The sequence below is a fragment of the Solimonas soli DSM 21787 genome, from assembly GCF_000474945.1.
In the GTDB taxonomy this organism is placed as follows: Bacteria; Pseudomonadota; Gammaproteobacteria; order Nevskiales; family Nevskiaceae; genus Solimonas; species Solimonas soli.
Genome location: NZ_AXDW01000015.1, coordinates 1 through 12,388, shown reverse-complemented (window position 1 = coordinate 12,388; position 12,388 = coordinate 1). Strand labels below are relative to the sequence as shown.

Below are 12,388 nucleotides of genomic sequence, written 5' to 3'. Positions count from 1 at the left end.
GCATTTGAGTCTCCCCTCTTTAATTGTTCGTCTGTGGGTTTTCGTCAGTTGCCCGCCGCCGCGAGCCGCAGCACGCGACCGCTGTGCCCCACGGCGATGACCGAATTCCCGTCCGCGCTGTCGCTGTGGCCCAGACCGCTGTACCAGTTGAGGCCCACGTCGAGCGCCTTCAGTCGCTGCCAGGTCTTGCCGGCATCAGTACTGAAAAGGCAGCTGCGCATGCCGATCGCGAAGACATGGCCATCGCCTGTCGAGTCGATATCGAACAGACTCGCTTGCGAGCCTGAAACGAGCTGTTTCCACGACTGGCCTTGGTCCGGCGTCATGATGATCAGCCCTTCCTGCCCGGTCGCATAGCCGGTGCCGTCGGCCCGGAAGTTCATGCCGAACACCGTCGGCGGCGTGGAGCCGGCCTTGGCAGCCGCTGCGCGGAAGACCGAGGTCCAGGTATTGCCGCCGTCCGTCGAGCGATTCAGCTGGCCGTATTCGCCGCCGATGACGATGGAGCCGTCGTCGAAGACCTTGACGACATACAGCGTGGGCTCGTCACGAACGGCCGCGAAATCGCTGGTCTCCTCGCTCTGGTAAAGCGTCGCCCAGTCGGGCTTCAGCTCGGACCAGGTTTCGCCGTAGTCGCTCGATTTCAGCAAGGTGCCGAACGCGCCGACCGCCACCGCGACGCCAGCCTTGTTCATGCTGACCCGCAACAGGCGCTGATCGGTGACCGCCTCGATCTTGCGCCACTGCTTGCGCCCGTCACGAACGAGAATGAGGCCCTGCTGGCCGACGGCGACCGAACGCGCGCCGCTGATGGCCACGCTGAACAGCGACGCCTGCGTCGGAGGGCTGATCTCGTGCCGCCACGTCTTTCCTCCATCGGTCGTCTGCAGCAGCAACCCGGCTTCGCCAACCGCTTCGCCGAAGTCCCCGCTGAACGCCACGGAGAAGAGACGGTCGTGCGGCGTGAACTGCACGATCTCCTCGCTCCCTTTGGCATCGGCGAGCGCGCCAGTCGAGACGCCAGCCGCCAGCAACAAGGCCAAAGGCTTGATACGCATCAGGCGTGTAAAAGCTTTCATGAATTTGATGACTCCGCTCGACGGAGAAAGACGGCGGCGGCACGTCGGCCGCCGCCACGGGGCAACCGCCTCGGTCATGCGTCGATCACGCACGGCCCAGGGCCTGCAGCGCCTGCGCGGTGCAGTAGGTGTTGAACAGCCATTCCGGATCGGCGTTGAAGCGCGCCTCGACGCCCGCAGCGCCCTTGCTGTGGTTGCAGAGCGACATGCGCCGGTTCTGGAAGTCGTAGATGTGCACGTAGGTCCACGACCACGCCGGATTCTTGCCGTCCGAACTGAGGATGACGCGCTTGCCGTCCGGACCGCCGCCCTTGAACTGGCCGTGCGCCATTTCAAAGTTCGACCAGAGCTTGCCCTGGCGGTCATAACGCATGTTGCTCGCGGCCATGGAGTTTCGGGCATCCACGTAAGCCACGCGCTTGGATACCGGCGAGCGCGGATAGCCGGTCGGCTCGCAACTGGTGACGATCACTTCCGGCGACATCTCGTAGGGGATGTCGAAGAACTTGGGATTGTCCTTCTGGCGCGGCGGCTCCCAGTTTTCGTCGTGCTTGGAGAAATCCGAGGCCCAGGGTCCGAGCATCGGCTTGCGTTCGACGATCTTGTGATTGCCCCAGGTCAGGTACGGATCGCCAGCGGCCCACGGATCGCTGAGGAACCACACAGCACCCGGAACGAGCGGTTCGAAGCGCTGGTTCGACGGGAACTGACGCACACGGCGGAATTCCGGAAGGTAGCCGTAGAGCTCCGGAATCTTGCGCTGGTCGTAGTCCCAGATGCTGAGGAACGAGGTGCCACGCACGTCGGGCGACGCGGCGAAGAACACCGACTGACGGCGCAGCTCGTTTTCCAGGCCCCTGAAGACCTTGCGATCGGTGCGCGCCGTGCTGTTCAGCTCGACCCACTGGAAGTTGTAGTGATACTCCTGCTTGCCATCGGAGCCGTAATCCTTCTGCTCGATGACGTAACAGCCATTGTCGGTACGGCCGATGTTCATCGCCATGTTGGCCCAGACTTGCTTGCCGTCCGTCGGGTTGACGAACGGCAGGCCGCCCTGCCACTTCTTGCCGTTCTCGTCGACGACGTTGCCATTGGCGTCGAACTTGCCTTTGTGCCCGGACTGGATGTCCTGCATCGTCGCTTCGTAATAAGGCGCGTTGACCAGATCGCGCGGATTCAGGGTCGGCGCCTTGATGCGGATCTTGCGTCCTTCCGGGCCGGTGATCTGTTCGATCGCGCCGGGGTCCAGCAGATGCTTGACGTACTCGACGTTGTCCTTGGTGATGTAGTCGCCGACCTTGACCTTGCCCTTCGACTGGGCCTCGATCGACAGCAGTTCGTCGGGATACGCCTTCTGGATGTTGTCGATCTCCTTGGCGAGCAACTTCTCCCAAGGCATCAGCACGCCGGCGCCAAGACCGTAGGCGACGGATTGCATCATTTTCCGGCGTCCGTAGTCGATGTCGTATTTTTTGATTCTCATCTCAAGACCTCCAGGTTGCGCTTGCGCGCCTCGCATTGTTGAACCGCCCGATCGATCCATGGACCGATCGGCTCACTCTCATTTGCTCGGCAGAAAGTCGGAATCGCCGATCCTCCGCATTTCCTCGTGACGCGGCACTTCTCTTGATTCGCTGCCGCCGAACTTGGAAAGGTCGATGCCTTCGCCGACGATCAGGTCGGTGCGCGTCGCGAACTTGGGCTTCACCAGCCAGACCAGCAGCGGCAGGACGACGAGGGCGAGCACCATGTTGATGAGCATGATCGCGGCCAGCAGCAGGCCCATGTCCGCCATGAACTTCAGGTCGGAGAGGAAGTACCAGGGCAGGATGCCGATCAGCATGATCGTCGCGGTGAACATGATCGCCTTGCCGGTGGTGGTCATCGCCATCGTGATCGCACGGCCCCAGTCCTCGTTCTGCTCGTGGTACTCCTCGCAGATGCGCGACAGCAGGTAGATGCCGTAGTCGATGCCGACACCCACGCCGAGCACGGTCACCAGCACGGAGTTGATGTCGAGACCGATGCCCAGCATGTGCATCGTCGACAGCAGATAGAAGTTCGACAGCAGCGTGGGAATCAGCAGGATCACGGCCGCGACCGGCGAACGGTAGGCATAGGTCGCGATGATGAAGATCGCCGTGCAGCACAGACCCACGAGAATCCAGTGATAGCGCTCGACGACACTGTTCATGGCCTGCTGGAGCGCGATCGTCCCGGAGGCGAGCCGGATGCGGATGTATTTGTGATCGAGGCCCACCGCGTCGACCGCCTTGTGGGCCGCCGCCAGCGCACCGTCTACGGTCGGCTGCTTGTTGTCGCGGTAGAACAGCGAAATGGTGGAGTGCTGATAGTGCGTGTCGACCATGTCCGCGAAGTTCAGCGGGTTCTGCCCGAAGGCCACCGCCGTCGCGGCCGCGCCGACCGCCCGGTCCGTCTGATCGACCGACAGCCAGGCCGGGTGTCCGCCCGAGTACAGGCGGTTGCCTTCATCGATGACATCGGAGAACGAGCGCGTCACGCGCGGCGGCATCGGCCCGTTCTCCACCGACTTCTGGATCGCCTTCGAGAGCTGGTATGCCTCGAGCGTGCGCGCGGCGCGCACCTGCATGCTCGCCGGATCCTTGGACTCGAGAATGATCTCGAGCGAGTTCACACCGGGGAAGTGATTGTTGATGTCGCGAACCGCGGTGTTGAACTCCGAGTCCGGCCACAGGAGATTGGAGCCCTCCACCGGGTTGCCGATATCGATGCGAATGCCGAACACGATCGCGAAGGCCGTCAGCGCCGACATCACCGCCAGCGTCACCTTGGCCCGCCCACCGAACGTGATGCCGGCGATGCTGCGCAGCAGATTCTTCTGGAGCTTGTGGATGCCCCTCTCGCGGTCGCCGCCGACGATCGCGTCGATGTTGTGCGGCGCCGGCAGATACGACAGCAGGACCGCGATCAGCATCACGCCGGTCGGAATCAGGTAGACCGCCCACATGCCGCAGAACAGCGCGAAGCGTTGCATCGCCGGAATCGGCGTCACGCCGATCACGAAGATCGCGATCACGTCGGTCATGATGCCGAGGATGCTCGGCGCCATCATCACGCCCAGCGTCGCCTCGCAGGCCTTCAACGGGTCGCGAAGATGCGCGTATACCTCGTAGTAACGCTCGGTGTACTGGATGCAGTGCGAGAACGATCGCGCGACGAGCAGCAGCGGCACGACCATCAGCAGCGGTTCGATCGGCGAGCGCAGCCAGCCGACCATGCCGAAGCCCCAGATCGCTGCGACGAAGCTGCAGACGATCGGCACGACGATGCCGGTAACATTGCGCATGTAGAACGCCAGAGCGCCAACCAGCAGCACCAGCGTCACGCCGAAGATGGCATAGGTCTGGTTCTGCAGCTTGTATACCCAGCCGGTCAGGATCGGCTGGCCGACCACGCGCACGATGTGGTGGGCATCGGCCGCCGCCGCGGTCAGCTGGTTGAGCGATGCGAACACCTTGCCGTAGTCGAGCTGATCCTCGCGGAACGACACGCGCAGCAGCGTCGCGCTCTGATCGGCCGACACGAGATAGGTACGCGCCGTCGGCGAACGCTCGACCTTGCCTTCGAGTTCGGCGAGGTCCTTCGGGTCGGTCGGCACTTCGTTGCCCATCAGCGGCTGCATCTGGATGCCGTCCGCCGTCGCCTCCGCGTACGTCGCCTTCTCGGTGGTGATCGACAGAATGCGATCGTGATCGACACCTGGAATCAGGTCCACGTCGCGGGTCAGCTTCCAGATTTTCTGGAGCGTCTCGGCGTTGTAGATCTTCTGGCCGTCGGTCCGCTTCAGCATGATCGTGACGGTCAGCGGATCACCGAAGTTCGGGTGATCGTGATAAGCCTGTACATACGGGTCGTCGGTCGGCAGCAGATCCGCGAAGATCGTGCGGATGTCCAGCCTGGTCATGCCGACGGCGAAGAATGCCGTCAGCGCAATGAAGGCGATGCCGACCGAGCGGCGATGCGCGATCGTCCATCTCGCAAGACGGTTACGAAGATTATCCATTGACCACATTCCTTGGCGAATACCGTCGCCGGCAGGAGACGAGAGAAGTTCCCGCTTCGCGCGGCACGAGTTGGTTGTCTACTTGTGTTTATTCTGGGTGCGGCGCCCGGCGTTACTTGGCGCCGTGTGCAAACCGCTTGGCGTGCGGTGCAAAAGAGCGCACTGCCTACCTGCTACGAGGAGAGACCCTGGCCCCAGCATGTCGGGCGCTTTCACGAAGCGCTTCATGGGCGAGCTCCTTCATTGCAGATGGTCGCCCTCAATCTTGGTCGAATCGTGACCATGCGTCCTCCTCGCTCTTGATCATTTTTTTTGAACAGATGCCATCTTCGACAGGCGACCTGATCAATTTCTCTGCGCCCCATATATGCAGCAGCCATGCCATCGGGCGTACATGACACAGCATCCGCAGTGCAGCATTCACGGAAGTTATTGAGACACCGCGTTTTATGGTCTACTCAAGAAGCTCCCCTTCGTTGCCGGAAGATTCATGCTGTCCTCCCAGGCCTCATCTAATCATTAAAAAAAATACGGACAAATCCCCAAGATTTCATGATTTCGGTGTTGGGGTTCCGCCTTGGGCAACGACAAGAAAAGCTCACTCGGCGCGGCAAACCGATACGCCCGCGCCGTGATCGTAGATCGCTTCGGCGAAACAGCCATCGCCCAGCGGAGCGGCAGCCGTCAGACCACCGGTTAAGACGATCTGGCCGGCATGTAAACCCTCGCCACGCTTCTCGAGCTGCGCACAGAGCCAGGCTACTCCCAGCAAGGGGTGCCCTCCCGCCGCAGCGCCGGTCGCCGTACCAAGCAAGCGTCCGTCCATCGCGAAGCGGACCCTGACACGCTCGCACTCGCGTGGCGCCACGCCCAGATCCGGTCCCAGCACGACGCCCGCGGCCGACGATCCGTCAGCGGTATTTTGTTCAAGGCTGAAACGATAGTCGCGCCAGACGGAGTCGACGATTTCCAGGCATGCATGGACTCCGGCGACTGCATCTGCGATTTCAGGCAGCATCAGACGGCTGCCGGCGATGTCCGCCCCAAGGATCACCGCGATTTCCGGTTCCACGCGTGGCTGCGTGTATCCTCGCACCGTAGCACCGGAATCGACGATCATGTCCGCATAAAGCGGCCCGAAGTTGGGGGCGTCGATCCCCATCTGCCGTCGCATCGCCAACGAGGTGTAGCCGAGCTTGTACCCCGCGATCCTACGTCCTGACGACAGATTCAAGGCCGTCAGTTCGGCCTGCACAAGGTACGCTTCGTTCAGCGTCAGCTGTGGTCCCTCGGCGGCCCCTTCCATGGTCCGGCGCTCCCGGCGCGCGGCGAACAACTGGCGAGCCAAAGCGGACGGGAAGACATTCTGACAACGACTCAATGCTTGGCTCAGCTTTTGCGCTGTCGGTTCCTAAGCTCTCTGCCGACGGTGACAAACGGGCTACGTGGGCATGTATTCGAAGCGCGCCAAGTCATCCGCGGCTCGATCCCAAGGCTGAGCGCTGGCACAGTAGATGTGTGCGGAGGGTTTGACCCAGCTCGGATCGTCCAGACTCACGGCGCGCACGAAGCGCACGTCCGGGAAGCCGTCGGCTTCCGAGAACAGTGGTGCGCCACAGTTGGTGCAGAAGTAGCGCCGCACATACTGGCCGCTGTCGCCGCGGTATGCATACGATCTCGGCGTGCCGCGCAACAGATTGAAGTCGGCGGCCGCGATACCCATCAACGTCGCCGCTCCGCTCCCGCTCGAACGCTGGCAGTCCCGGCAATGGCAGTGAACGGTGAAGATCGGCTCGCCATCATATTGGTAGCGGACCTCGCCGCAAGCGCATCCGCCTTCGTGGTTCGGTCTTCCGGATTCCTTGGCAGTCATTGGATATTCCTGTCGTCGACTGATCGCAGCAGGTGCGCTCAGAAAAAGCGATCGTAGTGAATCTGGGCGAATGGAACGCGATGCTGGACCATGAGTAAATCCTGCAGCGCCTGCGTCATCGGTGGCGGACCGGCGAAATAGAACTCGAACTCCGACAGGCGCTCGCCCAGTTCGCCGAGAACGCGATCGTGCACAAAGCCGGTCGCCCCGCGCCAGGTGCTTCCTTCGATCTGCTCCGGCATCGACACAACCGGGTGGTAGCGGATACTCCGCGCATAGTCGGGGAGCGATTGCAATATCGTCTCTCCGCAGATGTCCTTCGGTGTGCGGCCACCGTAGAAGAAGTGCAGCTCGCGGCCTTCCTTCAGCATCCCGGCAGCAGAAGCGCCCCTCGCGATCGATATCATCGGCGCCAACCCCGAACCGCCGGCAATGCATGCGATGGGCCGCGGACTTTCCTGCCGCAGCCAGGCAAGTCCGTAAGGGCCATCGATGCCGATCTCCGCGCCAGGTTTCAGCCGCCGGAACAGATGCCCGGTCGCCCGGCCATTGGGCACCAGCCGGATCTGGAAATGCCAGTCACCTTGGGTGTTGGCGAGGTTGGACATCGAATAGGCGCGTGGCGTGGCGATACCGGGGATTTCCAGCATCGCGTACTGCCCCGGCAGAAAATCCGCTTGGGTGTCGGTACGGAAATGGAATTCACGGATATCCGGTGTTATGTCGACCGTTTCGATCAGATGCGCGGTTTGGCGGACGGGACGCACGCGCGGACGATACTCGTCTGCGGGCCTCACCCGGATATTGAGCGCTCCGACCGCCCGGCATTGGCATGCGAGGAGTCGCTGCTTGCGACGATCACGGTCGGTAAGCCCAGGCGCCTCGGGCCACAGGTTATCCACCTCCCCCGCCACGAGTTCGAACTTGCAGCTGCCACACCCGCCGGAGTTGCACTCATACGGAAAGCCGATGCCGGCGCGCAGCGCCGCACGCAGGATGGTATCGCCCTCCTGCTGCGCGAAAGCGGCGCCGGCCGGACCTTCGATCGTAATGTCGTACTGCTTCATCTCGCGTTCGCTTCCGCTGCTCAAAGCCCGGGCAGCGAGCCGCGGAACGCGCGCACAGCCTGCCTGGCGGTGTCCGCCGCATCCGGAACGTCGGGCAGGGCGGCGCCGAAGGCATCGATGGCGCGGTCGGCCAGCGGCTCCCACTTGGCGATCCAGCCTTTGATCACGTCGGCATTGCCCGGCTCGGCGGTCGCCAACTTCACCAGTGCCGAAGACCAGCGGCGATGACGGGCGCTGTCGATCAGCTCGGCGTCGATCACCAGGCCAAGCAGAGTATCGCCGTTCTGACGCGCCGCCTCGCCGAACTTGCGCAGGACGACTTCTTCGATCGCCGGCTTGGCCACCAGGTCGAGGGCAACGAAAGCTTCGCCCCAGTCATAGGCGATCAGGACTTTCTCCATCAACTCGCGGAAACCTTGCCACGCGGCATCCTCTTCCCAGTATCGACGTTCGTCGCGGGCGAAGCCCTTGTCCGGGAAGGTCAGCGACAGCTCCTTCGCACGGTAAGCCGTATGGCTGAGCCAGCGCAGCGAATCCGCCCCCTGGAAAGCGGCGCAGATCGAGATCGTGCTGGCCGGTGCCATCTGGGCGAGATAGGCCGAACCGATCTGCAGCGTATGGAACAGGTAGCGGGCCGGCGTGTAGAGGCGGGCCAGCGTACCGGCCCAGTTCGCGCTCAGACCCTTGTCGTGCTCGCGCTCGTTGAACTGATCGAACAAGCCCGTCACGTAGGTTTCGGCGCCGTCCTGCATGATGTTGTAGGTCCGGTAGATCAGCTCATCCGGATCGCGGAAGGCGTTCCAGTCCGGATGCTTGAGCGGACTGGCATTGCGTTTTTCCTTGTACCAGCGGTTCATAAAAACGTCGGGATCCAGCTCGAAAGGATCTGCGCCCGGACGCGTGCTGATGTGCAGGTTGGTGGAGACGATTTCGTATTCGCTGGGCTTACGCCGACGCGCGGCGAGATGGCTCCATGTCTTCAGCGGTTTCAGGACTTCGGTATTGCTCATGATTTTCTCCTGGTGCGCCCCGAGCAGCTCAGAGGTGCTTTGTGTAATAGAAGCGGACGTGGTCGGCGTTGGTTTCGATACGCCCCGCAAAGGAAGCCATGTCTACTTCGAGCTGGTTGATCCTGAACGGCTTGCCGAGCATCTCCTCGATTGTCTCCTGACGGAGGATCATCTCGTCCTCAGTCTGGATCCGGACGTAGGCGACCTTGTCCTCGACCAGAATCTTCTTGCCGGGATTGTCGACCTCGGCAGCTTCGAACACCGCCTTGGCCAGAGCGCCTTGGCGCATGATCGGACCCACCATGTTGTTGACGTTTAGCTGGCTCATTTTCGCTCCCCTCTCTATTGGTTGTTTCCGCCGTGGTGGCAAATCCGCGTTGCGGACGTTCGTCCAGTACTACGTATGGGCAAACAAAGCCTGGACGCCCTCGGTATCCACGAGGACCTCATCGCCCTCGACCTTGATCGGGTATTTGGCGAGGCGGCAATCGGCTGGATTGATGCCCGCGCCGGTGCCGGAGTCAAACGTCCATTGGTGAGCGCGACAGATGATCATCTTGCCGTCGAACTTGCCCTCCACTAAAGGGATGTCTTGATGCGGGCACACGGCCTGAAACGCGACGATCTCGCCATCGGTCGGCCAGACCACCAGGATTTCGAGGCCATCGACCTCGAAAGACGCCATCTCGCCTTCCCAGAGATCTTCCAGCTTGCAAAGCTTCACGAACGCCATTGGGACATTTCCAGAATGAGGCTTAACGGGCAGCCGCCGGGGCTTCCCAGATCACTTCAATGCATTCCATGGGCTGCAGGCCGGATTCACTGACCTTCATGGTTCTCGGCAGCGGCTCCTTCGTGCCCTGGCGGCGTACGCGGAGGCCATAGCCGGGGCGATCAGCGACGCGCCGGTTCACCGAGTGATGCGCCGCCGCCGAAGCGACTTCATCCATCGTGTTTTCAGTGTCCACCGCAACGAGCTGAAGGACGAAATCGCCCTCAAAATTCGACGTCAACGGAAAAAGTGCCACGGTCAAGTCTCCTCTCGATTCGTTCTATAGTCCCGGAGCCCCAAATCAGCGGCCCCGGGCTTCACAGCTTCAGATTTCAGCTGGCCTTCTTCAGACGCTCACCATGCGCCGCATGCGCCCACGCATAGTTGTGCGCGTCGTCGCCGATCTCGCCGGGCGCGAGGCCCATGTATTTCAACGCGCCGCCGAGATCCATTGGCTGAATTTGACCGGCCAGGAATCGGTCGACGATGGACAGATGCCCTTCGTAGCGCGACGGTTCCTGCTCGAACACCCATTTGCAGGGTTCCGAGCAGAAGTGATAGAGGCGGCCATTGTGCATGTGCGGCATGTCGCGGACGCGCCAGGCGGGGCCCGGCGTGGCATTGACCGGCAGCTGGCACATATTGCATACAACCGGCAGCGTCTCCGGATAGGTATGCGCCATATCGCCTTTGACGATGTTCTCGGTGATGACGTCCCAGACCGTGCCGAAAGTCGCGTTCCAGCCCGGATACTTCTCTTCCAGCCAGGCCCGCTCCTCGGGCGACGCGCCGGCGGCAGGATTCCACCAGACCGTAGGACGCCAGAACCAGACACCGATATGCATGCCGTGGTGCTGCCATTCGATCTCGTCGAGCAGCTGATCCCAGTACCAAGGCCTCTCGAGACCCACGTCGATCAGCGCGCGCTCGAACTGGGTGACGATCCATTCGTGCATGAACTCCTTGAATGACAACTTGCGGTCTTCGAGCGGCGTGTAGTAGTCCATGATCGGGCCCGTGAGCACCGAGAACAGCTTCCAGCTGCGCCACAGGGCGATGTCGACCAGCTTCTGCGCCTCGGCCTTCTTGCCGTTGGCGACGAGGATCGGAATCAACGGCCCGCCGATCTGGGCGTGACGCGATTCGTCGGTTTGAATGCTTGAGATCAGGCTCGAGAACGTCCAGTCGCCAGCCTCGGCGGCGTCGGCCGCAAGCCCGAGGAACTGCATGTTGGTAAAGCCGGTTTCGAACGCGAACGTCAGCATCAGACCGATTTCCGTCGCGTTACGCGCGGCGAAGATGTCGTCGAACATATGGCGAGCAGCGATCGCGGCCCACTCGTTGGTATCCATTGCCTTGTGTGCCCAATCGAACTGGCGATCCTTGGACACATGTTCGTGCGGGAAAAACAGCTGAATCTGGCCATGGCGAATCTCGTCCATCATGCCGAGCGTCGCCATGTTGCGCTGGCCCGGTGCCTTGCCGAAGCGCGCCATGCGGGCTTCCGACTGCGACGCGTGGTATTCCTCGCGCGCGATGGCGCCGTAGTGCGCCTTCAGCACGCTGATCCAGCCGGGGTCCGCTGTCTCGTAGATCCTGGAGCGCTCCAGCGCGGCCTTGACCGAGTAGGCGCCTGCGTCCTTTTCGCGCTGCACCTTCACGTATTCGGGATAGGACTGTTTGAAAGGCTCGTCATACGACTCCCACTTTTCCAGCGGAATGCCCATCGTTCCCGAAAGCTCAGGCGGAAACAGCTCGTCCTCCTGAACATACTTCGGGGTCCAGTTCGTGGTGCGCGCAATGTCGTACCAATCCATTCTTTCCAGTGTTGCCATGACGTTTCCTCCTCATTGATCGCTGGCTCGGTTAAGCCAACGCGGACAGTGCAAATCCGGACGCCGTAACCGCCCTTAACTCACCGGCCCAAATCCTTGGCCGTCTTCCCAGCGATTCCCCAGTTGGTCTTGGGGACATCGTGTATCCACACGCGGACATTCTCTTTCGGTGCGCCGGTGCTTTCGGACAAAGCCTGCGTCACCGTTTCGATCACGGCGCGTTTCTGCTCCTCGCTACGACCTTCGATCAGGTAAATCTGCGCAAAAGGCATGTTTCGGTCCTCGTTCGTTCAGCCGACGCGATCGTCGGCCATCGGCAATCAGGCGGCATTCGCCGTCTTCAGCAGTCCCCGCTCGCGCGCCATCGTGATCGCCGTGTCCTCGATCATGTCTTCCTGGCCGCCGACCATCTTCTGGCGGCCGAGCTCGAGCAGGATCTCGCGCGCCGGCACGCCGTACTTCTGCTCGGCGCGCCTGGCGAACAGCAGGAAGCTCGAATAGACGCCGGCATAGCCGAGCGTCAGCGAGTTGCGGTCGATGCGCACCGGGAAATCCAGGATCGGCGTGACGAGGTCTTCGGCGACATCGCTGACCTTGAACACGTCGACGCCGGTCTCGATGCCCATGCGCTTGCACACCGCGACGAACACTTCCATCGGCGTGTTGCCGGCGCCGGCGCCCATGCCGCCGCAGGCGCAGTCGATGCG

At 62.0% G+C, this 12,388-nt stretch carries 12 protein-coding genes and 1 pseudogene; all 13 read right to left on the bottom strand.

What is annotated here, in order from left to right; all coding sequences use genetic code 11:
* Positions 1-44 precede the first annotated feature (44 nt).
* Positions 45-1,157, bottom strand: coding sequence for a WD40/YVTN/BNR-like repeat-containing protein (locus K344_RS20825; protein WP_157622835.1), 1,113 nt, complete (start codon positions 1,155-1,157; stop codon positions 45-47).
* A 7-nt stretch (positions 1,158-1,164) separates the two neighbouring features.
* Positions 1,165-2,562, bottom strand: a complete 1,398-nt coding sequence (locus tag K344_RS0108230) for a DUF1329 domain-containing protein (RefSeq protein ID WP_028080266.1) — start codon at positions 2,560-2,562, stop codon at positions 1,165-1,167.
* A 78-nt stretch (positions 2,563-2,640) separates the two neighbouring features.
* Positions 2,641-5,124: an efflux RND transporter permease subunit gene (locus tag K344_RS20820; RefSeq protein WP_043114106.1), complete on the bottom strand. Its 2,484-nt coding sequence runs from the start codon at positions 5,122-5,124 to the stop codon at positions 2,641-2,643.
* Between the two features lie 598 nt (positions 5,125-5,722).
* Positions 5,723-6,430, bottom strand: a complete 708-nt coding sequence (locus K344_RS20815) for a 2-keto-4-pentenoate hydratase (RefSeq protein WP_157622834.1) — start codon at positions 6,428-6,430, stop codon at positions 5,723-5,725.
* Between the two features lie 135 nt (positions 6,431-6,565).
* Positions 6,566-6,997: a GFA family protein gene (locus tag K344_RS20810; protein ID WP_051362030.1), complete on the bottom strand. Its 432-nt coding sequence runs from the start codon at positions 6,995-6,997 to the stop codon at positions 6,566-6,568.
* Positions 6,998-7,035: 38 nt separating this feature from the next.
* Positions 7,036-8,064, bottom strand: coding sequence for a 2Fe-2S iron-sulfur cluster-binding protein (locus tag K344_RS0108210; protein WP_028080265.1), 1,029 nt, complete (start codon positions 8,062-8,064; stop codon positions 7,036-7,038).
* A 20-nt stretch (positions 8,065-8,084) separates the two neighbouring features.
* The gene (locus tag K344_RS0108205) at positions 8,085-9,074 is read right to left on the bottom strand and encodes an aromatic/alkene monooxygenase hydroxylase subunit beta (RefSeq protein WP_028080264.1); all 990 of its coding nucleotides are present in this window, start codon (positions 9,072-9,074) and stop codon (positions 8,085-8,087) included.
* A gap of 28 nt (positions 9,075-9,102) precedes the next feature.
* Positions 9,103-9,402: an MmoB/DmpM family protein gene (locus tag K344_RS0108200; RefSeq protein ID WP_028080263.1), complete on the bottom strand. Its 300-nt coding sequence runs from the start codon at positions 9,400-9,402 to the stop codon at positions 9,103-9,105.
* Positions 9,403-9,471: 69 nt separating this feature from the next.
* Entirely contained in the window at positions 9,472-9,807 is a 336-nt protein-coding gene (locus tag K344_RS0108195) for a monooxygenase system ferredoxin subunit (protein WP_028080262.1), read from the bottom strand.
* A 22-nt stretch (positions 9,808-9,829) separates the two neighbouring features.
* Positions 9,830-10,102, bottom strand: a complete 273-nt coding sequence (locus tag K344_RS0108190; protein WP_028080261.1) for a toluene-4-monooxygenase system B family protein — start codon at positions 10,100-10,102, stop codon at positions 9,830-9,832.
* A 76-nt stretch (positions 10,103-10,178) separates the two neighbouring features.
* On the bottom strand, positions 10,179-11,681 hold the full coding sequence (locus K344_RS0108185; RefSeq protein ID WP_028080260.1) for an aromatic/alkene/methane monooxygenase hydroxylase/oxygenase subunit alpha: 1,503 nt from the start codon (positions 11,679-11,681) through the stop codon (positions 10,179-10,181).
* Between the two features lie 80 nt (positions 11,682-11,761).
* On the bottom strand, positions 11,762-11,953 hold the full coding sequence (gene thmT, locus K344_RS0108180; RefSeq protein WP_028080259.1) for a 2-hydroxymuconate tautomerase: 192 nt from the start codon (positions 11,951-11,953) through the stop codon (positions 11,762-11,764).
* Between the two features lie 48 nt (positions 11,954-12,001).
* Positions 12,002-12,388, bottom strand: a pseudogene (locus K344_RS0108175) (4-hydroxy-2-oxovalerate aldolase); the annotation flags it as partial.